Consider the following 26,364-nt stretch of genomic DNA (forward strand, 5'->3'; position numbering starts at 1 on the left):
TAATGTCTACAGTATATGTCAGCGAGTCGGACTTAAAAGCATTGGCCCTGGCTAAATTAACATCGGCGGGACTTGATGAAACTACGGCAAAGCAGGTAACAGACGTTTTAGTTCATGCCGATATTACCGGCGTACACTCTCACGGCGTCATGCGCGTTGAGCATTATTGCACTCGTCTTAAAGCCGGAGGATTAAATAAAAAGGCGCATTTTAGTATTGCGCAAATCTCACCTTCTGCTGCTGTTTTTGATTCTGATGATGGCATGGGCCATTCGGCTCTTATTGGGGCGACGGAACATGCGATAAAACTGGCGAAAGAGACCGGGCTCGGTTTTGTCAGCGTGAAGAACACCTCGCACTGCGGCGCGCTCTCATACTTTGCTGAAATGGCAACATCACAGGGCATGATCGCCATCGTGATGACCCAAACGGATACCTGCGTCGCTCCACACGGCGGTGCTGAGCGCTTCCTCGGCACCAACCCCATCGCCTTCGGTTTCCCGGCGGCGAATGGAAGCCCAATGATTGTTGATATGGCGACCAGCGCAACGGCGTTTGGCAAGATTTTACATGCGAAGGAAACGGGGAAACCGATTGGAGAAGGTCTGGCTCTGGATAAAGCGGGTCATATCACGACCGATCCGCACAAAATAGAGAATTTACTCCCCTTCGGCGCGCACAAAGGTTCGGGCATCGCGCTGGCTATCGATGCGTTGACCGGGGTTTTAGCAGGAGCCAACTTCAGCAACCACATTGTCAAAATGTATGGCGACTACGAAAAAATGCGCAAACTGGCGAGTCTGGTGATGGTGATTGACCCCAATAAATTCGGTAACGCGCTGTTTGCTGAGACCATTACGCAGATGTTGACGGAATTACGCGCCGTTAAACCCGTACCGGGTGTGGAAAAGGTATTAGCACCTAACGACCCGCAGATGAATTACAAAGCGCTGTGTCAACAGAAAGGGATTCCGGTACCCGACGGGATCTATCAGTATCTGACGGGAAATTAACTTCCGATATTAATAAAAATAAGCCGTACCCTACGATATGTATAAGGAACCATAATATGAAAAATATACGGTCACTCGCTGCATCAACGATACTTGTCGCTAGTTGTTTATTTCTGGCGTCTCCGGCATTCGCTAAAACCACGCTGAAACTTAGCCACAACCAGGATAAAAGTCACGCTGTGCATAAGGCGCTGAGTTATCTGGCTGACAAAGCTAGAACCTATTCTGATGGCGAATTAAATATTCGTATCTACCCCAATGCGACGCTGGGAAATGAGCGTGAGTCTCTGGAATTAATGAACTCCGGGGCGCTGCAAATGGTGAAGGTAAATGCCGCCTCTCTGGAGTCGTTCGCGCCTGACTACAGCCTGTTCAGCCTTCCCTTTTTGTTCCGCGATCGCGATCACTACTACAACGTTTTACGCAGTGATTTAGGTCAGCGGATCCTGAAGTCATCTGAAAGCAAAGGCTTTGTCGGGCTAACTTACCTGGATGGCGGCGCACGGAGCTTTTATGCGAATAAACCCATCACCAAACCTGAAGATTTAGCGGGAATGAAAATCAGGGTACAGCAGAGCCCCAGCGCGATTGCCATGATGAAAGTGCTGGGTGGCGTGGCAACGCCGATGGCGCAGGGTGAGTTGTATACCGCACTTCAGCAAGGCGTTGTCGATGGTGGCGAGAACAACACCGTGGTGTATACCGACATGCGCAACGCGGAAGTCGCAAAGGTTTACTCTCGCGATGAGCACACCATGGTGCCTGATGTGCTGGTGATCAGCACCAAAGTGCTTAACGGGTTGAGCGATAAAGAACGCGCTGCGCTGTATAAAGCCGCCGATGAAGCAATGCTGCAAATGAAGGATGTCATCTGGCCGGCTGCGGAAAAAGAAGCCTACGAAAAAATGAAAGAGATGAATGCCACCGTCGTCGATGTTGATAAGGCACCTTTCAAAGCGCGCGTCAAACCGCTGTTTGACGAGTTCCGGGCAAAAGATCCGCAGTCCGCGAAAGATCTTGAACAAGTAGAAAATATGTAAAACGAACGGGCAGGTTTCCCCTGCCCTTTACAGGATGAGATATGCGACTACTCACCAATATCCTTAATAATATACTTGCCGGAATTTGCTGTATTATTCTGGCAGTCATGGTTTTCTGCGTATCCTGGCAGGTTATTGCGCGCTTTATTTTTAATGCTCCCAGTTCTGTTCTTGATGAATTTACTCAAATTCTTTTTATGTGGATGATTTTGTTAGGCGGGGTCTATACCGCAGGGTTAAAAAAACATCTGGCTATCGATTTATTGGCGCAAAAACTTTCCCTTAATGCAGCATTATTACTTGATAGTTTTATCCAGCTTGTCATTACGCTGTTCGCATTAATTTTTATGGTATATGGCGGCGATATCGTCGTCGCGAAAGCAATGCACGTTAGCCAAATGTCCCCTGTTTTAAAATGGCCGATGGACAAAGTTTATTGGGTTATGACAATCAGCGGCATCATTTTAGTTTATTACACCATCATAAATATTCTCGATAATTATCATAAGAGACTATCTCACTAAAGAGGACAGTATGGACTTTGAATATATCTACCCGATGATTCTATTATTTGGTAGTTTTGCCATCATGCTCGCTATTGGTGTCCCCATTACTTTTGCGATTGGGCTCTCATCATTATTATCTATTCTGACAGCTTTACCCCCCGATGCAGCTATTTCGGTTGTCGCACAAAAAATGACCGTAGGGTTGGATGGTTTCACCTTATTGGCGATCCCATTTTTTGTTCTGGCCGGTAATATTATGAATACAGGCGGCATTGCCCGTCGGCTGGTTAATCTGGCACAAGCATTGGTTGGCCGCCTCCCCGGTTCACTGGCGCACTGCAATATACTGGCGAACACCCTTTTTGGCGCGATCTCCGGTTCGGCGGTCGCTTCCGCAGCGGCCGTGGGGGGAATTATGTCGCCGCTACAGAAGAAAGAGGGATATGACCCGGCGTTCTCCGCCGCCGTTAACATTGCTTCAGCGCCTATTGGCCTGATGATCCCTCCGAGTAATGTGCTGATTGTCTACTCTCTGGCGAGCGGCGGCACCTCGGTCGCGGCCCTCTTTCTGGCGGGATATATGCCAGGGATACTCACCGCGATTGCACTCATGGCTGTGGCGGCGCTCTACGCCCGACGCAACCATTACCCGGTTGCAGCACGCATCACCGTGCCGCAATTCTTGCATATATTGCGCGATGCGCTCCCCAGCTTGCTGTTAATATTTATCATCATTGGCGGGATTATAGGCGGAGTATTTACGCCAACAGAAGCCTCTGCTATCGCAGTCATCTACAGTCTGGCCCTGGCGATCATTTGTAAAGAAATTAACTTCACAAAAATGAAAGCCATCCTTCTGGATTCGGTTGTCACCAGTTCAATCGTTTTATTGCTGGTTGGCTGCTCGATGGGAATGTCATGGGCAATGACCAATGCGGATGTTCCTGTTTTGATCAACGATATGATCGTCAGCGTATCTGAGAACAAATGGGTCATACTGCTGATTATCAATATTATTTTGCTGTTTGTGGGTACCTTTATGGATATCACGCCAGCAATTCTGATTTTTACGCCGATATTCCTTCCTATCGCCCAGAGCCTGGGAATAGATCCGATTCATTTCGGTATCATCATGGTCTTTAACTTAACCATTGGGCTCTGCACACCGCCCGTGGGAACGATTCTGTTCGTCGGCTGCAGTATTGGCAAAATCAGCATTGATAAAGTGGTTAAACCGCTGCTGCCGATGTTCCTGGCGCTGTTTGCGGTGATGGCGATGATCTGCTATTTCCCGCAGCTCAGCCTGATGCTTCCAGGGTTATTCACCCCTTCCTGAAGAGACTTCGGGCCTGACAACGTCAGGCCCGAGCGATTCGATTACGGTGCCGGGTTCACCAGGATCTGGCCAATCGAGCCGCGATCGGCCATCTCCAGCGTCTGGCTGGAGTACTGGAACGGGAAATGCGGCCATGACGGCTGGTTGTAGTAGACCAGCAGTTCAACCTGACCATCCACCCATACGGTATCCTTCCAGCCCCGATCTTCCGGGAATGGCATCGCACCGTTGACGTTGCGGATCAGGAACATCACCCCTTCAATATGGAACGACTGCGGTTCATCGGCACGAACCGTCCAGCGCTCCCAGGTTCCCTGTTGAGCGGTAATATCAATACGCTGCGGATCCCACAACTGGCCGTTAATGCCAGGATCGTCGCCCAGCACGATATCGCGGCTGCGCAGCGGTGTGCCGGTCATGATCTCGGTGGAAAGCAGGCGCATTGGCAAATTATCCGTCACCAGCGGCAGCAGCCCGGTGGGTTTAAGCGTCAGCACCAGCGTGGAGATCAGGATGCTCGAAGGCTCAAAGAAGCCGCGCAGACGATCCATAATGCCCGCGGCCTCGCCACAGGTGATAGACACTTCGTCGCCGTTGGTCATGTCGACCAGAATTTCACGGCGTTCACCTGGTGCGAGTGACAGTTGGTTGACGGAAACCGGCGCAGGAAGAAAACCCTGATCGCCTGAGATAACGTGCAGCGCACGACCATCGCTCATCTGCAAGCGATAGCGGCGGGAGTTAGAAGCGTTCAGCAGGCGCAGACGCACCCAACCGCGTGAAACTTCGACATACGGGCTCTGCGCCCCGTTCACCAGCAGCGTGTCGCCAACAAAGCCACCGCTGCCCGGTTCGCTGTATTCCGGTGTACCAAAGTTATCCAGCCGCTTATCCTGGATAATGACCGGAAAATCATCAACACCGTAGTGATTTGGAATAGGCAGAGACTTACTCACTTCGTCTTCCACCAGCCACATCCCCGCCAGGCCGTTATAAACCTGCGGTGCCATATGGTTGGGCGTATTAGCCTGATACCAGAGCGTCGCCGCGCTCTGGCGAATCGGCAACACTGGTGCCCAGTCAGCGTTTGGCGACATCATACGCGCCGCACCGCCAATCAGCGGGCCCGGCACCTGTAAACCACGCACCGTCATCGCGACGTTTTCTGTCAGACGGTTGCTGTAGATCAGTTTGACGTCATCGCCGTTCCAGACGCGGATAGTCGGCCCGAGATAGCGGCCATTGATCCCCCAGACGGGCGCGCGCGTTCCCTGGGAGAAAGACCAGTGCGAACGCTGTAGGGTAAGAAAGAGAGGCTGTCCGCGACGCGATTCCACCAGCGGCGGTACCGGCAGTTCTGGCTGATTCCCTGCGGCATTTGCCCTCAGCGGAACTGACCCTGCGCAGAGCGCAACGCCCGATGCCTGAATAAACTGACGCCGACTGAGTGACATATAAACTCCATGAAAACTGATCAATCAAAAAGGGAATTCGTTTCCCGTAAGCCAGCATCGCGTTCTTGCTCTCGCCGCCATGCTGTACCCGGCAGCGAGATAGCCTGACCCGGTATTATATTTTTCCGTCAGACTCGCGTTGGGCGACTTCTTTATCCAGTTCTTCTATCTTCGCCTTCATCACCTCGCGGCAGTGCTTTGACAGCTCGCGAACCTGATCTTTACCCCATTTGCTGGTATCAATCGGCGGCAGCATTTCAACAATCACCAGGCCGTTATTCAGGCGGTTAAGGTTAATCTTATCCGATGTATTCGAAACGCACACGGGAATAATCGGCACCCCTGCCGCAATTGCCGCATGGAAAGCGCCAGCCTTAAACGGCAACAGACCGCGACCGCGGCTGCGCGTCCCTTCCGGGAACATCCAGAAAGAGATTTTGCGATTTTCAAAGTGCTTCACCACCTCAGCGATAGTGCTGTGCGCTTTTGCCCGATTATTACGGTCGATCAACAAGTTACCCGTCAGCCAGTAGAGCTGGCCAAAGAAAGGTATCCACACCAGGCTTTTCTTGCCGACGGTGACGGTTGGCGGCTGAACGATATTGGCCGCGGTGATCATGTCGTAGTTATTCTGGTGGTTGGCGATGTAGATAGCATTGCCATAGCTCGCTGCATCCGCAGGCAGACGGGTTTCGACTTTCAGCCCAAAGAGCGGGGCCATACGACCGAACATATGGCCGAAGGTGGCAACGTGTTTTGGATTACGCGGACTAAACAAGCAATAGATACAGCCAAAAACGCATACCAGGATGCAGTAAATGACCACGATGATGACACGAAAAATAAATAGCATAGCTACCCCTGAACCACTGACCGCTTAGAATTATATATCGGCCAGGATTTATGACTCACAAACCCTCGTGAGGGCTATTCTTATTCGCAACGGCGTAATTAACAACGCTTTTACAGGAAAATGTGCGTGTTGTTGCCCTTGCCCCTCACCCCGACCCTCTCCCCAAAGGGGAGAGGGTGAAAACCAGTGCAAGGGTCAACACTGAACTCGGTCGGTTCCCTCTCCCCATTGGGGAGAGGGCTAGGGTGAGGGGCAAGTTTACTCCTCACTCTCCCCCGCGCTCTGGCGCATCGGAGAGTCGATATCGATCCGGTCGATTTTCTGCAACCCGCGCATCAGCGTACCGCGACGGCCGCGTTCACCGGTGATTTTCTGCAACTCTTCCGGGCGCAGTTTAATTTTACGTTTACCGACGTGCACGGTCAGCGTCGTCTGCGGCGGCAACAGGTAGAGGTGCGCCAGGCTATCTTCGCCTTTCGCCGCTTCCGCCGACGGGATGTTGATAATCTTGTTACCCTTCCCTTTCGAAAGCTGCGGCAGATCGCTAACCGGGAACATCAGCATGCGCCCGGCGCTGGTGATCGCCAGCAGCATGTCGGACTCATCCTGCACCACCACTGGCGGCAGAACGTGCGCATTTTCAGGCAGCGATATCATTGCCTTGCCCGCGCGGTTACGCGCCACCAGGTCATTGAAAGTACAAAGGAAACCGTAACCCGCATCGGAAGCCATCAACAGCTTCTGATCGTCGCTTTCCATCAGCATGTGCTCGACGGTCGCGCCCGGCGGCAGGGTCAGTTTACCCGTCAGCGGCTCGCCCTGACCGCGCGCCGATGGCAGGGTAATCGGGTCGATGGCATAACTGCGGCCCGTGGTATCAACAAACACCACCGGCTGGTTGCTCTTGCCTTTCACCGATGCTTTCCAGCTATCGCCCGCTTTATAGCTCAGGCCCTGTGCGTCGATGTCGTGGCCTTTGGCGCTTCGCACCCAGCCCATCTGCGACAGGACAATCGTTACAGGCTCAGACGGCAGCATGTCGTGCTCGCTCATCGCCTTCGCTTCATCACGTTCGCGCAGCGGCGAACGACGATCGTCGCCAAAAGTATCGGCGTCAGCCTGAAGCTCTTTCTTCAACAGGTTATTCATTTTACGCTCAGAAGCGAGAATAGCCTGTAATTGATCGCGCTCTTTTTCCAGCTCGTTCTGCTCACCGCGAATTTTCATCTCTTCAAGTTTGGCGAGATGGCGCAGTTTCAGTTCGAGGATGGCTTCCGCCTGCGTTTCGCTGATGCCAAAGCGCGACATCAGCGCCGGTTTTGGCTCATCTTCGGTACGAATAATCTCGATAACTTCGTCGATGTTGAGAAACGCCACCAGCAAACCTTCAAGGATATGCAGGCGCTTAAGCACTTTCTCCAGACGATAGTTGAGGCGGCGGCGCACGGTATCACGGCGGAACGCCAGCCATTCGGTGAGGATCTCCAGCAGGTTTTTCACCGCCGGACGACCATCCAGGCCAATCATATTCAGGTTGATACGATAGCTTTTTTCCAGATCCGTGGTGGCGAAGAGGTGATTCATCACCGGTTCCATATCCACACGGTTGGAGCGTGGCACAATCACCAGACGCGTCGGGTTTTCGTGGTCTGATTCATCACGCAGGTCATCCACCATCGGCAGCTTTTTATTGCGCATCTGGGAGGCTATCTGTTCCAGCACCTTCGCGCCGGAAACCTGATGCGGCAACGCGGTGATCACCACTGCGCCGTCTTCTTTGCTCCAGACCGCGCGCATACGCACCGAACCGCGTCCGTTCTGGTAAATTTTGCGGATTTCCGCGCGTGGGGTGATGATTTCTGCTTCGGTCGGGTAGTCCGGGCCGTGGACGATATCAAGGAGTTCATCAAGCGTCGTTTTTGGCTGCTCGATCAGTTTGATTGCCGCACTGGCGACTTCCCGCAGGTTGTGCGGAGGAATGTCGGTCGCCATACCGACTGCAATGCCGGTGGTGCCATTCAGCAGAATATTCGGCAGACGCGCAGGCAGCATTTTCGGCTCCTGCATCGTACCGTCAAAGTTCGGTACCCAATCAGCAGTGCCCTGCCCCAGTTCGCTCAGCAGCAGTTCAGCATACTTCGACAAACGCGATTCGGTATAACGCATCGCCGCGAACGATTTCGGATCGTCCGGCGCACCCCAGTTCCCCTGGCCGTCAACCAGCGGGTAACGGTACGAGAACGGCTGCGCCATCAGCACCATCGCTTCATAGCAGGCGCTGTCACCGTGCGGGTGGTATTTACCTAACACATCACCGACGGTACGCGCCGATTTTTTAAATTTGGCGCTGGCGTTCAAACCCAGTTCCGACATCGCATAGACGATGCGACGCTGCACCGGTTTCAGGCCATCACCAATAAACGGCAACGCACGATCCATGATGACGTACATGGAGTAGTTTAAGTAGGCGTTTTCCGTAAATTCATGTAGCGCAAGGCGCTCTGCCATATCGCTCATTAATTGGGGTTCCTCAAATCTGCATGCTGACCGTTCGGACGGCAATATTGCCGCAGATAATACCCTATCTCACGGGCTGAGTCACAAGTCCGTGAGATAAGGCAAGGAAAGGAAGGGTTATTGTAGCGGCAGGTAGATATCCGTTTGCAGTTCGTGCTCGGCAACCTCATGCACAAAATTGAGGTACTGGAAAAAGACCGGGAAATCACGCGGCGTTTCACCGCTACCCGGCAACCAGTCGCGGAACAGAAACCAGACGCTATCTGCCAGCGTATCCAGCGCCCCCTGATGGCGAACCACGGCACAACGCCCGGCGGGAATTTCACTGTTGATCACACCGTGTATATTCTCGGGAACAGGTTCGTTTACGCTACCGCAAATATCAAAGCGGAAGGCATCTGGTGGCGTCGTTTGTGGGTCATCCCAGGCAATACCGAAGGTTTTGCTTTGGGAGACGGGCGACAGGCCCGTCTCTTTGCGCCATAAAATAAATTTAGCCGCGCTGTAGTTGACTAACTCCGGGCTACAGCGATGCTGCAGCAAAGCAACCGGCGTGCGGGGAAAATCGACAAGGGTGACATCCATATTTTTTTGCCCTTTTATGTTCATCATCGGCATGCGTTGATGCCAGCCGCGCCAGTCAGGATGCTGCCGGAACTGTCGCGGGCTTTGGTCAAACGCGATTTTGAAAGCACGAGTGAATGACTCCGGGTTCTGAAAACCCGCGTCCAACGCAATATCGATAACCCTATCCTGAGGATTGAACGCCAGCCGCCACGAAGCGCGGCGTAGCCGTAACCACTGGATGTAGCGGTAGAGCGGCATGCCACACCAGGCAGTAAACTGCCGATGGAAATGGAAAGGCGAACAGTGCGCCATCTGGCTTAATGTCTCGAGCGAGAGAGACGTATCCAGATGGCGCTCGATATGGTCACACACCCGCCGCAGGCGAGCAGAGTATTGCGCTTTCAGTAAGTCGTTCATCACTGCCTCCGTGCCAACAATAGTGCCGGGCTGTCGCAGTTAAATCCTGACCGATCTTGCGCAATATTTCCGGTTACGGTTTCAACTTCTGGATCTGTTTAACGTCGATTTCCACCGAGTTCCAGTCTTTATCCACTTCACCACGGATTTCAACTTTATCCTGCGGAGTCACGGTCAGGCCGTTCCAGCGTTTGTCGTCGATATCCACGTTGATAGTGCCGGTCTCATCTTTAAAAGTGTAAAGATCGTCAGAAATACGTTCAGTGATATTCCCTTTCAGCGTCACCCAGGTGTCGTCACGCAGAGATTTCGCGTTAGCAACGGTGGTGGAAGTGCCGTCAGGGCCAACAAAACCACCGCCTTGCGTGGTTGTTGGGCCGGAAAAACCGCCCTGAGAGGTCGCGAGAACCGGAGTGGAGATCAGCGCCAGAACGGCAGCCATTGCAGCAAGTTTCTTCATGATATTTTTTCCCTTTAATGTCATTTCGAACGTTATTTAACAGGATAATACTTAACAACTTCTTAAGGCGAAAATATTCATTTTTTTACTGTACAGCGTAGGCCGGGTAAGGGTTTACTGTCATTCACAGCCGAGGGGCAAGGAGGGTGAGATGCGTATTTTACTGGTGGAAGATGACAAATTGATTGGCGACGGGCTGAAAACCGGGCTCGGTAAAATGGGTTTTACCGTCGACTGGTTTACCCGTGGCGGTGAAGGGAAAATTGCCCTCGATAGCGCACCCTATGATGCGGTGATCCTCGATCTCACCCTGCCCGGCATCGACGGCCTCGATATTCTGCGGAGCTGGCGCGAAAAATCACACCACGAACCAGTGCTGATCCTCACCGCCCGGGACGCCCTCAGCCAACGCGTAGAAGGATTGCGTCTGGGCGCCGACGACTATTTATGCAAACCTTTTGCGCTGATTGAAGTTGCCGCCCGGCTGGAGGCGCTTATCCGCCGCGCGCACGGTCAGCCCAGCAATGAGTTACGCCATGGCGCGGTCACGCTCGACCCCGGAAAACTCACGGCTACGCTTAGCGGTGAACCGCTGGCGCTGAAACCGAAAGAGTTTGCGCTACTGGAACTTCTGCTGCGTAACGCCGGGCGCGTGCTGCCGCGTAAACTTATCGAAGAGAAGCTCTATAGCTGGGATGACGACGTTTCCAGCAATGCCGTAGAGGTGCACGTCCACCATCTGCGCCGCAAACTGGGCAGTGAGTTTATCCGCACCGTCCACGGTATCGGTTATACGCTGGGGGATCTGTGAATCTGTTCCGCCGCCTGAGCCTGCGCGTTCGTCTGACGCTCCTCTTTATGCTGCTTTCCGCAGCCGCCTGGCTGTGCGCAAGCCTGGTGGCCTGGCACCAGACGACCAATAAACTCGATAAACTGTTCGACACCCAACAGATGCTGTTCGCCAAGCGCATCAGCGCGATGGATTTAGCCGACCTGCGCAGCTCGCCGCAGTTTATCCGTGCGCCGAAGAAGGTGAAACACGGGCATCTCGACGATGATGTGCTGGCTTTCGCGGTCTACACGCTCGACGGCAAAATGGTGATGCACGATGGAGAAAACGGCCCGTTCATCCCCTACCACTACCGTCGGGAAGGGTTCGATGATGGCAACCTGATAAACGATGACGACCTCTGGCGCTTTCTGTGGCTCACCACTGCCGATAAAAAATACCGCATCGTGGTCGGCCAGGAGTGGGAGTACCGCGAAGAGATGGCGCTGGATATCATCACCTCGCAGCTTACGCCCTGGCTGGTGGCGCTACCGGTGATGTTTTTATTGCTGATCCTGCTGCTTAGCCGCGAACTGGGGCCGCTGAAAAAATTGACCCACACCTTGCGGCGTCGCTCACCGGAAGATGATACGCCACTGAACAGCGAAGGAGTGCCCAATGAGGTGCGCCCGCTGGTCGATGCCCTGAATAATCTCTTCCACCAGACCCATGAAATGATGGTGCGCGAGCGGCGCTTTACTTCCGATGCCGCTCATGAATTGCGTAGCCCATTAACGGCGCTGAAAGTACAGACAGAGGTCGCTCAGCTATCGCAGGATGATGCGCAGGCACGGGAAAAAGCCCTGTCGCAGCTCCATGAAGGGATCGATCGCGCCACACGCCTGGTGGAACAACTGCTCACCCTATCGCGCCTCGACTCTCTGGAGCATCTGGCCGATGTACAGACGATTCAGCTCGATGAAATGCTGCAATCTTCGGTGATGGATATCTACCACACGGCGCAGCGCGCCGGAATTGAAGTGCGTTTACACCTGAACGATATCTCCGTTGCCCGCACCGCACAACCGCTGCTGCTGAGCCTGCTGGTGCGCAATCTGCTGGATAACGCGGTGCGCTATAGTCCGCGGGGCAGCATAGTGGATGTAACCCTTGAGCATGACGGTTTTACCGTGCGCGACAATGGGCCGGGCGTCACGCCAGAGGCGCTTGCGCGCATGGGTGAACGCTTTTACCGCCCACCGGGCCAGGAAGAGACCGGAAGCGGGCTGGGGCTTTCTATCGTCCGCCGTATCGCGTCGCTGCACAGTATGGCGGTGGAGTTTGGCAATCTTCCTGAAGGGGGCTTTGCCGCCAAAGTCCGCTGGTAGCTGGATTATTGCGCAGGAAGCAAAAGACTTTGCACATTTTGCTAATATTCACGCTTCGACAAGAGGGGTATTATAACGACCAAACGCTTCTTACGAGGACAGAAAATGAGCAATATCCTGATTATCAACGGCGGTAAAAAATTCGGCCACTCTAATGGCCAACTGAACGACACCATGACCGAGGTCGCGGAAAGCTTCCTGCGCGACGCCGGGCATGATGTTAAAGTCGTGCGCGCTGACGGCGATTACGACGTAAAAGCCGAAGTACAAAACTTCCTGTGGGCTGATTCCGTTATCTGGCAGATGCCAGGCTGGTGGATGGGCGCACCGTGGACAGTGAAAAAATATATCGATGACGTGTTCACCGAAGGCCACGGTTCTCTGTATGCCAGCGATGGCCGCACCCGCTCTGACGCCAGCAAAAAATATGGCTCCGGCGGCCTGATTCAGGGCAAAACCTATATGCTTTCCCTGACCTGGAACGCACCGATGGAAGCGTTCACCGATAAAGAACAGTTCTTCCATGGCGTGGGCGTAGACGGCGTTTATCTGCCGTTCCACAAAGCGAATCAGTTCCTGGGAATGGAAGCGCTGCCAACCTTTATCGCCAATGACGTTATCAAAATGCCGGACGTGCCGCGTTATATCGCAGAATACCGCAAGCATCTTGGGCAGATTTTTGCTTAACTGGTAGGCTGGAATTAGAAGGAGTTAATTATGTTGACAGTTATTGCTGAAATCCGCACGCGTCCGGGCCAACACCACCGTCAGGCGGTTCTGGATCAGTTCGCAAAAATCATCCCAACCGTATTACAGGAAGCCGGTTGCCACGGCTACGCGCCGATGGTTGACCATGCCGCAGGCGTGAGTTTCCAGACCACATCACCCGATTCCATCGTGATGATTGAACAGTGGGAAAGCATTGCGCACCTTGAAGCGCACCTGCAAACCCCGCACATGAAAGCTTACAGCGAAGCGGTGAAAAACGACGTGCTGGATATGTCTATTCGTATCCTGGAAGCTGGCGTTTAACTTCCCCGATGTTTTGCCGGGTGGCGCATGCGCTTACCCGGCAATTTCTGAAAGCCTTTTACCAGTACAACTTCCAGCTCTGCGTCATCCGCACCAACGCTTCAACGTAGAAGTCATCCCCCCAGCGACTGCACTCATCCACGCCTTTCCCACTGGCAAAATGGTAGACCGGGTGTTTCAGCAGGCCAGTACCCGCTTCATATAAACCGTCCAACTTTAAGGAGCAGTTCATCGAAGCGGGGTAAGAAATCAGGCTTCGATGTCCGCCATGTCGCCTTTTTCCTGCAGCCAGTTACGGCGATCTTCCGAACGCTTCTTGGCCAGCAGCATATCCATCATCGCGTTGGTTTGCTGTTCATCTTCATCATCGATAATCAACTGCACCAGACGCCGCGTATTTGGGTCGAGCGTGGTTTCGCGCAACTGCAACGGGTTCATCTCACCCAGCCCTTTAAAGCGCTGAACGTTCGGTTTCCCTTTCTTACGCTTCAGTTGCTCCAGCACACCCGCCTTCTCTTCCTCGGTGAGTGCGTAATACACCTCTTTGCCGAGATCGATACGATAGAGCGGCGGCAACGCCACGTAAACGTGCCCTTGCTTCACCACCGCGCGGAAGTGTTTCACAAACAGCGCGCAGAGCAGCGTGGCGATATGCAAACCATCGGAGTCCGCATCCGCGAGGATGCAGATCTTGCCGTAACGCAGTTGGCTGAGGTCGTCGCTGTCCGGATCGATACCGATCGCCACCGAAATATCGTGCACTTCCTGCGAGGCGAGCACTTCATCGGAAGAGACTTCCCATGTGTTAAGGATCTTCCCTTTCAGCGGCATGATCGCCTGGTATTCACGATCGCGTGCCTGCTTGGCGGAGCCGCCTGCGGAGTCCCCTTCGACCAGGAACAGTTCGGTACGGTTGAGATCCTGCGCGGTGCAGTCGGCCAGTTTGCCAGGCAGCGCCGGGCCGCTGGTCAGCTTTTTACGCACCACTTTTTTCGCCGCGCGCATACGACGCTGAGCGCTGGAAATCGCCATCTCAGCCAGCATTTCTGCGGCCTGAACGTTCTGGTTCAGCCACAGGGAAAACGCATCTTTCACCACGCCGGAAACAAATGCGGCGCACTGACGAGAAGAGAGACGCTCTTTGGTCTGCCCGGCAAACTGCGGATCCTGCATTTTCACCGACAGCACGTAAGCGCAGCGTTCCCAGATATCGTCCGCCGTCAGCTTCACGCCGCGCGGCAGAATATTGCGGTATTCGCAGAACTCGCGCATCGCGTCGAGCAAACCCTGGCGCAGGCCGTTAACATGCGTACCGCCCTGCATGGTCGGGATCAGGTTAACGTAGCTTTCAGTCAGCAGTTCGCCGCCTTCCGGCAGCCACAGCAGCGCCCAGTCAACCGCTTCCGTTTCGCCGGAGAAGGTGCCGACAAACGGTTGTTCCGGCAGCGTCGGCAGGCCATTCACCGCTTCTTTCAGGTAATCCGTCAGGCCATCTTCATAGCGCCAGCTCTGCTCGGTGTTGTTCACTTTGTCTTTAAAGACGATTTCCACGCCAGGGCAAAGCACCGCTTTCGCTTTCAACACATGGTTGAGGCGCGAAACGGAGAAGCGCGGGCTGTCGAAGAAGGTTTCGTCCGGCCAGAAGTGGACGCTGGTACCGGTATTGCGTTTACCGCAGGTGCCGGTAACGTGCAGGTCTTCCACTTTATCGCCATTTTCAAAGGCGATGCTGTAGACCTGGCCGTCGCGACGCACGTTGACTTCCACGCGCCGGGACAAGGCGTTAACCACCGAAATCCCAACGCCGTGCAGGCCGCCGGAGAACTGGTAGTTTTTGTTGGAGAATTTACCGCCCGCATGCAGGCGGCAGAGAATCAGTTCGACCGCCGGCACACCCTCTTCAGGGTGTATATCAACCGGCATGCCGCGTCCGTCATCAATAACTTCCAGCGACTGGTCAGCATGAAGAATGACTTCGACACGTTTTGCATGGCCCGCCAGCGCTTCATCAACGCTGTTATCGATCACTTCCTGACCGAGATGGTTAGGGCGCGTGGTATCCGTGTACATCCCCGGGCGGCGGCGAACCGGCTCAAGCCCGGTGAGTACCTCAATGGCATCAGCGTTATAAGAAGATTGTGTCATGGTATGTTCGTAGGTAATGGGAGCGGCTTAATGCAGCCCCAGAAAGTCGATAATCTGTGTGAAATGATCTTCAAAGCCAACAAATGCGTGATTACCGCCCTCCTCTACCGTTTGGCGGCAGGAGGCGAAATAGTCAACGGCCTGGCGGTAATCAAGCACTTCATCGCCCGTTTGCTGCAACAACCAGATGAGATCTGGCGCTTCCAGCGGGTCGATTTGCATTACTTTAAGATCGTAAATATGGCGAGACTCTAGCACATAATGCTCACCTGTGTAGGGATTCTCGTTCGAACCGAGGTAGTTCGTCAGCAGCTCATAAGGGCGTATCGCCGGGTTCACCACTACCGCGGGTAGCATGAAACATTGCGACAACCAGGTCGCGTAATATCCCCCCAGGGATGAGCCAACCACGCCCAACGGTTCACCACCGTGCTTCAGCACCAGAGCCTCAAGCATTTCGGCCGCTTCGGCGGGATACGCTGGTAGCTGCGGAACCACCATGGTAATTTCCGGGTAGTGTTCCGTAAGCCACGTTTTCAGCGCCGTCGCTTTGGCAGACCAGGGGGAGCTATTAAACCCATGCAGGTAGAGAAGCGTAGCCATCAGTATCCTTCTGATGCCGTATCCGGGTGAAACTCCGACCCGGCAAGGCGGCAAACTTCAGTGGTGAGTGAGCCATCGGCATGCAGTTCCAGCCAGCGCCAGCCCGGCGAGACGATATCCAGCGTAAAGTTGGCGCAGTGGGGTTTAAACTGAACGCAGGTCGACGGCGTCGCCATCATGCGACGACCGTTCCAGTCGAGATCCAGTTCCTGATGGATATGGCCGCACAGCAGATGTTTCACCTTTGGGAAACGCGCCAGCACGCTATCAAGCGCCCCGGCATTACGCAAGCTGTGCTGATCGAGCCAGCTACATCCCGCAGGCAATGGATGATGGTGCAACAGCAGCAGCGTGTGACGTTCCGGCTCTTCTGCCAGCCGTTTTTCCAGCCACTCCAGTTGAAAATCGCTCAGTTCGCCATGGGGTACGCCAAAGACCTGACTGTCGAGGAGTAAAATCTGCCAGTGCTCGCCAATCATCACGCGTTTTGCCGGGGAGATCCCCGCGTCCTGCAACGTGCTGTACATGGCTGGCTGAAAGTCGTGGTTGCCCGGCAGCCAAACGCAAGGCGCAGAAAAGCCCGCGATGCCTTCAGCGAAGTGCTGATAGGCCGCGGAGGTGTGATCCTGTGCTAAGTCGCCGGTTGCGACAACCAGATCGACTTCACGCTGCGAGGCTTTAATCGCCTCAAGCACGGCGTAATAGCTTTCCCAGGTATTCACGCCTAACAGCGTTTCACTCTTTTTAGCGAACAGGTGAGTATCAGTAATTTGCAGTATCCTGACACTGGCCCCACCAGCCAGCGGAAGGTTTAACAGGCTTTCCAAATGGTGTCCTTAGGTTTCACGATGCTTAAACCGGAATCGCCATCGCTCCATATGCTAAACAGTAACGTAACCAGTCAGCCAGAAACTGGTTAATTTGATGCTTTTCGTCGCGTTGATGCAACTTTTTATTAGGGTAATCATAACGTGCTTTGAAGCGAAAAATCTGCTGACTCGAACACACTTCGGCCACCATCGCGTCATGATACAGGCGTACCGTCATGGAAGGCAGGCTCCAGTAGCTCACTTTTGGGTGCGTCTGTTCTATCTCAACCAGTGTAGTGTAACGAGTCGATTCGACTATCGTTAAGCGGTATTGCGCATTCGCCACCTGATAGTTCACTGCGTCGCCGGGCTCATCACTACGCGGCAATAATCGGCGTAACTGGGCGAAGTTGGTTTCGCACAAACGCATCATTTCAGGGAAGTCAGGTGTATAGCGCTTCATTTTAACCACTCTTGTCGTAACTCTTGATAATGCAACTGCAGCCATTGCAGGGCGATGACCGTCGCTGCGTTGTCGATTTTTCCCTCTTCTACCCACTGATAAGCGTGTTCCCGGCTTACCACATGAACCCGAATATCTTCGTGCTCATCAGCCAGACCATGTATGCCTTTGGCCGTCGTCGCGTCGACTTCTCCGACCAATAAGGAGAGACGTTCGCTTGTACCGCCCGGGCTTGCCAGATAGCTCATGAATTTCTTCATGCGTCCAACGGATAGCCCCGCCTCTTCAACAGCTTCCCGGCGAGCCACCTCTTCGACGGTTTCGCCTTCTTCTATCATGCCAGCCACCATCTCCAGCAGCCACGGGCTTTCGCTGGTATCGAAGGCGGCAATCCGGATCTGTTCAATCAGCACAACTTCATCCCGCACAGGGTCAAAGGGTAGCAAGACTGCGGCGTGACCGCGCTCAAAAATTTCGCGTTTCACTTCGCCACTCATTTCTCCGTTGAATAAACGGTGACGAAAACGATACAAATCAAGCGAAAAAAAACCGCTGTACAGCGTTTCCCGTGCAATAATTTCTACATCGTTTTTCGAGAACGTAACCACTGAGTCATTCGTCTTAGTCATGATTGGTTCCAATTGCGTTTGTGCTGAAATTGTGGATTTACGGTTAGTTTGACTACCGTTTAGCTGGCTGTGTGCTAGATTGATGCAAATTAACGCCGCATGGCACATTACGCCAACTTTTTAAACTGGCAGACTCTGATACAATCGGCGAATATTTTTCTGAATTAGATCAGCGCTAAGCTTCACAACAAGGAATGCAAATGAAGAAATTGCTCCCCATCCTTATTGGCCTGAGCCTTACGGGTTTCAGCGCAATGAGCCAGGCAGAGAACCTGCTGCAAGTGTATCAGCAGGCGCGTTTAAGCAACCCTGACCTGCGTAAATCCGCAGCAGACCGCGATGCCGCATTTGAAAAGATCAACGAAGCGCGTAGCCCACTGTTGCCACAGCTTGGCCTGGGTGCTGATTATACCTACAACAACGGCTACCGTGACAACAACGGCGTTAACTCGAACGTGAGCAGCGCATCGTTACAGTTAACGCAAACGCTGTTTGATATGTCGAAGTGGCGTGCCCTGACGCTGCAGGAAAAAAGCGCCGGTATTCAGGATGTCACCTATCAGACTGACCAGCAGCAGCTTATTCTGGACACGGCGACGGCCTACTTTAACGTGCTGAGCGCGATTGATGCGCTTTCCTATACTGAAGCGCAGAAACAGGCTATCTACCGTCAGTTGGATCAAACCACTCAGCGCTTTAACGTCGGTCTGGTTGCCATCACCGATGTTCAGAACGCCCGTTCACAGTACGATACCGTGCTGGCGAATGAAGTGACCGCGCGTAACAATCTCGACAACGCCGTTGAAGCGCTGCGTCAGGTCACCGGAAACTACTACCCGGAACTCTCTTCGCTGAACGTTGACAGCTTCTCTACCGACAAGCCGAAAGCGGTCAATGCGCTGCTGAAGGAAGCGGAAAGCCGCAACCTGGCGCTGTTGCAGGCGCGTCTGAGCCAGGATCTGGCTCGCGAGCAGATCCGCCAGGCACAGGACGGTCATCTGCCGACCCTGGATTTGAACGCCTCTACCAGCGTGTCTAACACCAAATATGACGGCAGCAAAACCGGCGGCTCTACCTATGCGGATCGCGATATTGGCCAGAACTCCATCGGCCTGAGCTTCAACCTGCCAATCTACAGCGGCGGTTCAGTAACCTCTCAGGTTAAACAGGCGCAGTACAACTTCGTTGGCGCCAGCGAGCAACTGGAAAGCGCGCACCGTACCGTGGTACAGACCGTGCGTTCCTCCTTCAACAACGTCAATGCTTCTATCAGCAGCATCAATGCGTATAAACAAGCCGTTGTTTCTGCCCAGAGCTCATTAGACGCGATGGAAGCCGGTTACTCTGTGGGTACGCGTACTATTGTTGACGTGTTGGATGCGACCACCACGCTGTATAACGCCAAGCAGCAGCTCTCCAGTGCGCGTTATAACTACCTGATTAACCAGTTGAATATCAAATCTGCGCTCGGCACGCTGAACGAACAGGATCTGCAGGCGCTCAACAACTCACTGGGTAAACCGGTATCAACGACGCCTGAGTCCGTTGCCCCGGAAAACCCGCAGCAGGACGCTTCTGCTGACGGCTATAACGGCGCGACCACGACCGCGAATCGTTAAGGCATTTACTGCCCAAAAACGCCACGCCCACCCGGCGTGGCGTTTTTATTTCCACTGAACGTAAGGCAACGTAAAGATCGCCCAGTTTCTTTCCCTTCTCGCTTCATTTTCAACCAGCCATCCACTATCCTGAGCGCTATTGCTCTACCACTGGGTCCAGGAAAATAACGATGAAACGGACAAACAATATTAAGCACGCCGCTTTTCGCAAAAGCTGGAGTGCGCGCCATTTAACACCGGTTGCTTTCGCTGTTACTGCCGTCTTTATGCTGGCGGGCTGTGAGCAAAGCGACGAAACGGTCACTCTCTATCAAAACGCGGACGACTGCTCGGCAGCCAACCCGGGTAAAAGTGCGGAATGTACCACCGCCTTTAATAACGCACAGAAAGAAGCAGAACGTACTGCGCCGAAATATGCCACGCGTGAAGATTGCGTAGCGGAATTTGGTGAAGGCCAGTGTCAGCAAACGCCAGCTCAGGCAGGTGTTGCGCCAGAAAACCAGGCACAGGCACAAAGCAGCGGTAGCTTCTGGATGCCGTTGATGGCCGGTTACATGATGGGTCGTATGATGAGCGGCGGCGCGGGCTTCCAGCAGCAGCCGGTCTTTACCTCGAAAAATCCGGCCAGCCCGGCTTACGGTAAATACACCGACGCCAGCGGCAAAAACTACGGCGCCGCGCAGCCAGGCCGCTCCATGACCGTACCGAAAACCGCGATGGCGCCAAAACCGGCCACCACCAGCACGGTCACTCGTGGCGGCTTTGGCGAATCTGTCGCTAAACAGTCCACCATGCAGCGTAGCGCTACGGGCACCTCTTCTCGCTCGATGGGCGGCTAAGCGACATGGAAAGAATCAGCATTACCGAACGCCCGGACTGGCGTGAAAAAGCCACTGAGTATGGCTTCAACTTCCACACCATGTACGGCGAGCCGTACTGGAGTGAAGAAGCCTACTATAAGCTGACGCTGGCGCAGGTTGAGAAACTGGAAGACGTCACCGCCGAACTGCACCAGATGTGCCTGAAAGTTGTGGAGCGCGTCGTTGCCAGTGATGAACTGATGGCGAAGTTTCGCATCCCTAAACACACCTGGGGATTTGTGCGCCAGTCGTGGCAAACGCATCAGCCTTCGCTCTATTCACGCATGGATCTGGCGTGGGATGGCGTAGGTGAACCGAAGCTGTTGGAAAACAACGCGGACACGCCAACCTCGCTGTACGAAGCGGCGTTTTTCCAGTGGATCTGGCTGGAAGATCAGCTCAATGCCGGTAATCTGCCGGAAGGGAGCGATCAGTTCAACAGCCTGCAAGAGAAGATCATTGAACGCTTTACTGAACTGCGAGAACAGCATGGTTTCCAGTTACTGCATCTGACCTGCTGTCGCGATACCGTTGAAGATCGCGGAACCGTTCAGTACCTGCAGGACTGCGCAGCGGAAGCCGAAGTCGCGACGGAATTTCTCTATATCGAGGACATCGGGCTCGGTGAGAAAGGCCAGTTTACCGATCTCCAGGACCAGGTTATCGGCAACCTCTTTAAGCTCTATCCGTGGGAGTACATGATGCGCGAGATGTTCTCTACCAAGCTGGAAGATGCTGGCGTGCGCTGGCTGGAGCCGGCATGGAAGAGCATCATTTCCAACAAAGCGCTGCTGCCGCTGTTGTGGGAGATGTTCCCGGATCACCCGAACCTGTTACCGGCCTATTTTGCGGAAGATGATCATCCGCAAATGGATAAATATGTGGTGAAGCCGATCTTCTCCCGCGAAGGCGCCAATATCTCCATCATTGAAAACGGGAAAACCGTCGAACAGGTGGAAGGGCCTTACGGCGAAGAGGGCATGATTGTGCAGCAGTTCCATCCGCTGCCGAAGTTCGGCGACAGCTATACGCTAATTGGTAGCTGGCTGATCAACGATCAACCCGCCGGGATCGGTATTCGCGAAGACCGCGCACTGATTACGCAGGATCTTTCCCGCTTTTATCCGCACATTTTTGTGGAGTAAATCCGGATTCAGATACCGCCCCTTCGCAGGGCGGTATTTTCTCTTCGCGCCAACGGCGAATCATCTCCAGCAACGCATCTCTTTCCTGTCGACAGGCGCGACGCTCACGCCTGACATGGTAAATCGCAAATCCCACCAGTACAGCAATCAAAGCTATCCAGTACCACGCAATATACATTCTTTCATCCTTAAAAGTTAAAATTAATTTACATTCAACACTCGTTATTCACATTAATAGCGAATTGTTGGTTTATTAATTATATATAACCTCGCGTACTATCATCGAAATAAATAAACCAAATTAAACTCTGAAAAATATACATTACGCTATTTGAAACAATGTAATCAGGATCACAGTCTATAACAATAGCGGTTGTGGTTGATATATCGCCCACCTACTATCCGAATAAATAAAGCAGATTAATATAATTAAAAAGAAAAGATAAAGTTTATACCTATTCATAAAAAACGATGTTTGTTATCTCATAAATAATCCACGGGAATATATAAGGAAATATCGTTATGTTTAGTCAATATCGAAAAACGTTCCTCGCGGGCGCGGTGGCACTTACCTTTAGCGTATCAAGCGCAGGTGTGCTGGCCGCAGGTTTTCAACCGGCGCCACCGGCGGGTCATCTGGGGGCGGTCATCGTCGATCCCTATGGTCACGCCCCATTAACCGCACTGGTTGAACTCGATAGCCACACCATCTCCGATGTAAAAGTCACCGTACATGGTAAAGGCGAGAAAGGTGTGCCTATCAGCTACAGCGTGGGCAATGAATCGCTGAAAAACTACGACGGTATCCCTATTTTTGGGTTGTATCAGAAGTTTGCCAACAAAGTCACCGTGGAATGGAAAGAGAATGGCAAACCAATGAAAGATGACTATACAGTTCAGACTTCCGCTATCGTCAATCACTATATGGACAACCGCTCTATCTCAGACCTGCAACAGCCTAAAGTGGTAAAAGTCGCCCCGGGCTTTGAAGACCGCCTCTATATGGTGAACACGCACACCTTTACCGCGCAGGGCTCTGACCTGCACTGGCACGGCGAAAAATCAAAAGACGCCGGTATTCTCGATGCAGGCCCGGCAACCGGCGCGCTGCCTTTTGATATTGCGCCATTCACCTTTGTGGTCGACACCGAAGGGGAGTATCGCTGGTGGCTTGACCAGGAAACCTTCTACGACGGGCATGACCGCAACATCAACAAACGCGGCTACCTGATGGGCATCCGTGAAACGCCGCGCGGTACCTACACGGCGGTACAGGGTCAGCACTGGTATGAATTTGACATGATGGGTCAGGTGCTGGAAGACCACAAACTGCCGCGCGGGTTCGTCGATGCCACCCACGAATCAATCGAAACATCGAAGGGCACCGTACTGTTGCGCGTAGGCAAAAACCGTTATCGCCGCGATGACGGGGTGCACGTCAACACTATTCGCGACCATATCCTGGAAGTGGATAAATCAGGCCGCGTGGTCGACGTCTGGGATCTGAATAAAATCCTCGACCCAATGCGTGATGCTCTGCTTGGCGCGCTGGATGCCGGCGCCGTCTGCGTAAACGTCGACCTGGCGCACGCAGGGCAGCAGGCGAAGCTTGAGCCAGACACACCGTTTGGTGATGCGCTGGGCGTAGGCCCTGGCCGTAACTGGGCGCACGTAAACTCCATCGCCTATGACGCTAAAGACGACTCCATTATCATCTCTTCCCGTCACCAGGGCGTGTTCAAAATTGGCCGCGACAAACAGGTGAAATGGATCCTTGCGCCATCCAAAGGGTGGGACAAACAGCTTGCCAGCAAGCTGCTGAAGCCAGTTGATGACAAAGGCAAACCGATCAGTTGTGATGAAAACGGCAACTGCCAGAACAGTGACTTCGACTTCACCTATACCCAGCATACCGCGTGGCTCTCCAGCAAAGGTACTCTCACCGTCTTTGATAATGGCGATGGCCGTCATCTGGAACAACCGGCTCTACCTACGATGAAATATTCCCGCTTCGTGGAATACAAAATCGACGAGAAAAAAGGCACCGTCCAGCAAGTTTGGGAATATGGCAAAGATCGCGGATACGACTTCTACAGCCCGATTACGTCCGTCATCGAATATGAAAAAGATCGCGACACCATGTTTGGCTTCAGCGGCTCCATTCATTTATTCGATATAGGCCAGCCGACCATTGGTAAGCTCAATGAAATTGACTACAAAACCAAAGAAGTGAAAGTGGAAATCGACGTTCTGTCGGATAAACCGAATCAGACCCACTACCGTGCAATGCTGGTTCATCCACAGCAGATGTTTAAATAAGAAGGAATAGTTATGTCTACTAAATGGATTAAATCATTATTTACCGGCGTAGTATTAACCGCCGCACTGGCAACCTCTTTCGCAGCATCGGCATTCACCGAAGGCACAGATTACATGGTGCTGGAAAAACCCATTCCCAATGCTGACAAAACGCTGATTAAAGTCTTCAGCTACGCCTGCCCGTTCTGCTACAAGTACGACAAAGCGGTCACAGGCCCGGTATCTGAAAAAGTGAAAGATCTGGTGGCATTCACCCCTTTCCATCTGGAAACCAAAGGTGAATATGGCAAGCAGGCCAGCGAAGTGTTTGCCGTGCTGATTGCAAAAGATAAAGCTGCAGGCATTTCCCTGTTTGATGCTAACTCACAGTTTAAAAAAGCAAAATTCGCATACTACGCGGCGTATCACGACAAAAAAGAGCGCTGGTCTGACGGTAAAGATCCGGCAGCCTTTATCAAAACCGGCCTTGATGCCGCTGGCATGAGCCAGGCTGATTTCGAAACCGCACTGAAAGAACCGGCGGTTCAGGAAACGCTGGAAAAATGGAAAGCGGCCTATGATGTGGCAAAAATCCAGGGCGTTCCGGCCTATGTGGTTAATGGTAAATATCTGATCTACACCAAGAATATTAAATCTATTGACTCTATGGCCGAGTTGATTCGCGAACTGGCGAGCAAATAACACAGGGAAATGCTTATGGCTTTCATTAAGGGATTATGGCGAAACCTTCGCGCAAGCCCGGTCGATACGCTGGTGAGGTGGCAGGAGGGGCGCTTTCTGTGGCTTTTTATGGCCATCGCGATGGGCGCGCTGATTGTGCTGGCGCACTCATTCTTCCAGATCTATCTCTACATGGCACCGTGCGAACAGTGTGTTTATATTCGCTACGCTATGTTTGTGATGGTGTTTGGCGGTGTGATTGCGGCGATAAACCCGAAAAACATTATCCTGAAACTGATTGGCTGCGTGATGGCGTTCTACGGCAGCATTATGGGGATTAAGTTTTCAGTCAAGCTGAATGGTATCCATTATGCGGTGCATAACCCGGATCCCGACGCGCTGTTTGGCGTCCAGGGCTGTTCAACAGATCCCACTTTTCCCTTTAATCTGCCGCTGGCGCAGTGGGCGCCTGAATGGTTCAAACCGACCGGTGACTGCGGCTATGATGCGCCCATCGTACCTGATGGCGTTACGCTCAGCAGTACTCAGCAGTGGTTTATCGATATGTATCAGCATTCTGAAGGCTGGTATCTCCTGCCGCCATGGCACTTTATGAATATGGCGCAGGCGTGCATGCTGGCTTTTGGTACGTGTCTGGTATTGCTGCTGATAATGAGTGCCGCCTGGGGTTTGAAACTACTCAGAGGGTAAAGAAAAAGCCTGATAGCGCGTCGCCTGTCAGGCCAGTAATCCGATTAAGAGAAAGAGCAAATGGCGCTGTGCTTATCACGCCCACCAACAGACTGTAATAGGTTAATATTGCAGCCTATTCGTAGACCAGCTAAGCGCAGCGCCACCCGGCCAGATTCACCCTACCTGCACCGACAACATACTTAAACTTCCCATTTCTACGCCATCCACCGGCATGGAGATCGCTTCCTCACCATCCCATGCGCCCAGCACGTACAATAATGGCAGGAAATGCTCTGCCGTCGGGTTCGACAGTGAACCACCTTCGTGCTCCAGGTAATTCCCCAGCGGATGCTGCTCTACCGGGCCTTTCCACGTCAGATTCGCTTTAACGTAGTCATTAAACGACGTCGCCCACGGATAAGGCGCACCGTCGCCATGCCATTTTGCTGTTCGCAGGTTATGCACCACGTTGCCACTGGCCACCAGCATAATGCCCTCGTCGCGCAAGCTGGCAAGCTTACGCCCCATTTCCAGATGCCATGCCGCAGGCTTAGTGCTGTCTATACTCAACTGCACCATCGGGATATCCGCGTTCGGGTACATCTTAATAAGTACGCCCCAGGAACCATGGTCGAAACCCCAGGCTTCTTTATCCAGCGTGACGGGTACGGGCGACAGCAATTCAACAAGCCGCTGCGCCAGCGCCGGAGAGCCTGGCGCAGGATAATGAATGTCATACAGCGCCTGCGGGAAACCACCGAAATCGTGGATCGTTTTCGGCGCATCCATCGCAGTTACGCCCGTACCACGGGTAAACCAGTGGGCAGAAATAACCACGATCGCTTTTGGCCGGGGCAGCGTCTCGCCCAAATGTTGCCAGGTGCGGGTATAGATGTTGTCTTCCAGCACATTCATCGGACTACCATGACCTAAAAACAACGCTGGCATTCGGGTACGAGACATGTTGATATCCTCACAGAAGGTACAGTGTAATAACACTACATTAACCTGTTTTATGGGGAGTGAAACTCAGATAAGCATGATGATGATCTTCAGAAAATTTGAAT

The 26,364-nt window shown here is 53.1% G+C and carries 26 protein-coding genes and 1 pseudogene; 14 read left to right on the top strand and 13 right to left on the bottom strand.

Annotated features, from left to right (window positions below; all coding sequences use genetic code 11):
• Positions 1 to 2 precede the first annotated feature (2 nt).
• The 4 genes from VSR74_RS10215 to VSR74_RS10230 are packed head-to-tail and all read left to right on the top strand — an operon-like array spanning position 3 to position 3,895.
• Entirely contained in the window at positions 3 to 1,013 is a 1,011-nt protein-coding gene (locus tag VSR74_RS10215; protein ID WP_347794630.1) for an Ldh family oxidoreductase, read from the top strand.
• 56 nt (positions 1,014 to 1,069) lie between these two features.
• Positions 1,070 to 2,053 carry a TRAP transporter substrate-binding protein gene (locus VSR74_RS10220; RefSeq protein ID WP_347794631.1) on the top strand — a complete coding sequence of 328 codons (984 nt, stop codon included), beginning with the start codon at positions 1,070 to 1,072 and terminating at the stop codon, positions 2,051 to 2,053.
• Positions 2,054 to 2,094: 41 nt separating this feature from the next.
• Entirely contained in the window at positions 2,095 to 2,577 is a 483-nt protein-coding gene (locus tag VSR74_RS10225; protein ID WP_347794632.1) for a TRAP transporter small permease, read from the top strand.
• Between the two features lie 10 nt (positions 2,578 to 2,587).
• Entirely contained in the window at positions 2,588 to 3,895 is a 1,308-nt protein-coding gene (locus tag VSR74_RS10230) for a TRAP transporter large permease (RefSeq protein WP_347794633.1), read from the top strand.
• Between the two features lie 41 nt (positions 3,896 to 3,936).
• Here the strand turns inward: VSR74_RS10230 and ftsP are convergent, their stop codons facing one another.
• From ftsP to VSR74_RS10255, 5 genes are all read right to left on the bottom strand, one after another.
• A complete protein-coding gene (ftsP, locus tag VSR74_RS10235) occupies positions 3,937 to 5,349 on the bottom strand; it encodes a cell division protein FtsP (protein ID WP_347794634.1) in 1,413 nt (470 codons plus the stop codon).
• Positions 5,350 to 5,464: 115 nt separating this feature from the next.
• Positions 5,465 to 6,202, bottom strand: coding sequence for a 1-acylglycerol-3-phosphate O-acyltransferase (plsC, locus tag VSR74_RS10240; RefSeq protein ID WP_347794635.1), 738 nt, complete (start codon positions 6,200 to 6,202; stop codon positions 5,465 to 5,467).
• A gap of 258 nt (positions 6,203 to 6,460) precedes the next feature.
• A complete protein-coding gene (parC, locus tag VSR74_RS10245; protein WP_347794636.1) occupies positions 6,461 to 8,719 on the bottom strand; it encodes a DNA topoisomerase IV subunit A in 2,259 nt (752 codons plus the stop codon).
• Positions 8,720 to 8,836: 117 nt separating this feature from the next.
• A complete protein-coding gene (locus VSR74_RS10250; protein ID WP_347794637.1) occupies positions 8,837 to 9,703 on the bottom strand; it encodes an AraC family transcriptional regulator in 867 nt (288 codons plus the stop codon).
• Positions 9,704 to 9,776: 73 nt separating this feature from the next.
• Positions 9,777 to 10,163 (bottom strand): YgiW/YdeI family stress tolerance OB fold protein, encoded by a 387-nt coding sequence (locus tag VSR74_RS10255; RefSeq protein WP_347794638.1) that lies wholly within the window; start codon positions 10,161 to 10,163, stop codon positions 9,777 to 9,779.
• A gap of 151 nt (positions 10,164 to 10,314) precedes the next feature.
• Between VSR74_RS10255 and qseB the strand changes: the two genes are divergently transcribed.
• The 4 genes from qseB to VSR74_RS10275 all read left to right on the top strand — a co-directional run bounded on the left by qseB (position 10,315) and on the right by VSR74_RS10275 (position 13,352).
• The gene (qseB, locus tag VSR74_RS10260) at positions 10,315 to 10,974 is read left to right on the top strand and encodes a quorum sensing response regulator transcription factor QseB (RefSeq protein WP_347794639.1); all 660 of its coding nucleotides are present in this window, start codon (positions 10,315 to 10,317) and stop codon (positions 10,972 to 10,974) included.
• On the top strand, positions 10,971 to 12,320 hold the full coding sequence (qseC, locus tag VSR74_RS10265) for a quorum sensing histidine kinase QseC (RefSeq protein WP_347794640.1): 1,350 nt from the start codon (positions 10,971 to 10,973) through the stop codon (positions 12,318 to 12,320). The genes qseB and qseC overlap by 4 nt, the downstream gene beginning before the upstream one ends.
• 105 nt (positions 12,321 to 12,425) lie before the next feature.
• A complete protein-coding gene (locus VSR74_RS10270) occupies positions 12,426 to 13,007 on the top strand; it encodes an NAD(P)H-dependent oxidoreductase (RefSeq protein WP_347794641.1) in 582 nt (193 codons plus the stop codon).
• Positions 13,008 to 13,037: 30 nt separating this feature from the next.
• A complete protein-coding gene (locus VSR74_RS10275) occupies positions 13,038 to 13,352 on the top strand; it encodes a putative quinol monooxygenase (RefSeq protein WP_347794642.1) in 315 nt (104 codons plus the stop codon).
• Positions 13,353 to 13,410: 58 nt separating this feature from the next.
• Here the strand turns inward: VSR74_RS10275 and VSR74_RS10280 are convergent.
• The 6 genes and pseudogenes from VSR74_RS10280 to nudF all read right to left on the bottom strand — a co-directional run.
• Positions 13,411 to 13,566, bottom strand: a pseudogene (locus VSR74_RS10280) (glycoside hydrolase family 88 protein); the annotation flags it as partial.
• Positions 13,567 to 13,601: 35 nt separating this feature from the next.
• Entirely contained in the window at positions 13,602 to 15,497 is a 1,896-nt protein-coding gene (gene parE, locus VSR74_RS10285) for a DNA topoisomerase IV subunit B (RefSeq protein WP_347794643.1), read from the bottom strand.
• 27 nt (positions 15,498 to 15,524) lie between these two features.
• A complete protein-coding gene (gene yqiA / locus VSR74_RS10290) occupies positions 15,525 to 16,100 on the bottom strand; it encodes an esterase YqiA (protein WP_347794644.1) in 576 nt (191 codons plus the stop codon).
• On the bottom strand, positions 16,100 to 16,927 hold the full coding sequence (gene cpdA, locus VSR74_RS10295; protein WP_347794645.1) for a 3',5'-cyclic-AMP phosphodiesterase: 828 nt from the start codon (positions 16,925 to 16,927) through the stop codon (positions 16,100 to 16,102). The genes yqiA and cpdA overlap by 1 nt, the downstream gene beginning before the upstream one ends.
• Before the next feature lie 25 nt (positions 16,928 to 16,952).
• Positions 16,953 to 17,372: a DUF1249 family protein gene (locus VSR74_RS10300; protein WP_347794646.1), complete on the bottom strand. Its 420-nt coding sequence runs from the start codon at positions 17,370 to 17,372 to the stop codon at positions 16,953 to 16,955.
• The gene (nudF, locus tag VSR74_RS10305) at positions 17,369 to 18,001 is read right to left on the bottom strand and encodes an ADP-ribose diphosphatase (protein WP_347794647.1); all 633 of its coding nucleotides are present in this window, start codon (positions 17,999 to 18,001) and stop codon (positions 17,369 to 17,371) included. The genes VSR74_RS10300 and nudF overlap by 4 nt, the downstream gene beginning before the upstream one ends.
• A gap of 200 nt (positions 18,002 to 18,201) precedes the next feature.
• Between nudF and tolC the strand changes: the two genes are divergently transcribed.
• From tolC to VSR74_RS10320, 3 genes are all read left to right on the top strand, one after another.
• A complete protein-coding gene (tolC, locus tag VSR74_RS10310) occupies positions 18,202 to 19,620 on the top strand; it encodes an outer membrane channel protein TolC (protein ID WP_347794648.1) in 1,419 nt (472 codons plus the stop codon).
• Between the two features lie 170 nt (positions 19,621 to 19,790).
• On the top strand, positions 19,791 to 20,459 hold the full coding sequence (locus VSR74_RS10315; protein WP_347794649.1) for a DUF1190 family protein: 669 nt from the start codon (positions 19,791 to 19,793) through the stop codon (positions 20,457 to 20,459).
• A gap of 5 nt (positions 20,460 to 20,464) precedes the next feature.
• The gene (locus VSR74_RS10320; protein ID WP_347794650.1) at positions 20,465 to 21,625 is read left to right on the top strand and encodes a glutathionylspermidine synthase family protein; all 1,161 of its coding nucleotides are present in this window, start codon (positions 20,465 to 20,467) and stop codon (positions 21,623 to 21,625) included.
• Here the strand turns inward: VSR74_RS10320 and VSR74_RS10325 are convergent.
• Complete coding sequence (locus VSR74_RS10325) at positions 21,579 to 21,803, bottom strand: hypothetical protein (RefSeq protein ID WP_347794651.1); 225 nt, start codon at positions 21,801 to 21,803, stop codon at positions 21,579 to 21,581. The genes VSR74_RS10320 and VSR74_RS10325 overlap by 47 nt on opposite strands.
• A gap of 344 nt (positions 21,804 to 22,147) precedes the next feature.
• On the opposite strand from VSR74_RS10325, the gene VSR74_RS10330 reads away from it, so the two are divergent.
• The 3 genes from VSR74_RS10330 to dsbI are packed head-to-tail and all read left to right on the top strand — an operon-like array spanning position 22,148 to position 25,315.
• Entirely contained in the window at positions 22,148 to 23,944 is a 1,797-nt protein-coding gene (locus VSR74_RS10330; protein ID WP_347794652.1) for an aryl-sulfate sulfotransferase, read from the top strand.
• Positions 23,945 to 23,956: 12 nt separating this feature from the next.
• The gene (locus VSR74_RS10335; RefSeq protein WP_347794653.1) at positions 23,957 to 24,625 is read left to right on the top strand and encodes a thiol:disulfide interchange protein DsbA/DsbL; all 669 of its coding nucleotides are present in this window, start codon (positions 23,957 to 23,959) and stop codon (positions 24,623 to 24,625) included.
• A gap of 15 nt (positions 24,626 to 24,640) precedes the next feature.
• Positions 24,641 to 25,315 carry a protein-disulfide oxidoreductase DsbI gene (dsbI, locus tag VSR74_RS10340; protein WP_347794654.1) on the top strand — a complete coding sequence of 225 codons (675 nt, stop codon included), beginning with the start codon at positions 24,641 to 24,643 and terminating at the stop codon, positions 25,313 to 25,315.
• Between the two features lie 156 nt (positions 25,316 to 25,471).
• Here dsbI and ygiD read toward each other — a convergent pair whose 3' ends face one another.
• Positions 25,472 to 26,260: a 4,5-DOPA-extradiol-dioxygenase gene (gene ygiD, locus VSR74_RS10345; protein ID WP_347794655.1), complete on the bottom strand. Its 789-nt coding sequence runs from the start codon at positions 26,258 to 26,260 to the stop codon at positions 25,472 to 25,474.
• Positions 26,261 to 26,364 lie beyond the last annotated feature (104 nt).

It is taken from the genome of Pseudocitrobacter cyperus, from assembly GCF_039889165.1.
Taxonomy (GTDB): domain Bacteria; phylum Pseudomonadota; class Gammaproteobacteria; order Enterobacterales; family Enterobacteriaceae; genus Pseudocitrobacter; species Pseudocitrobacter cyperus.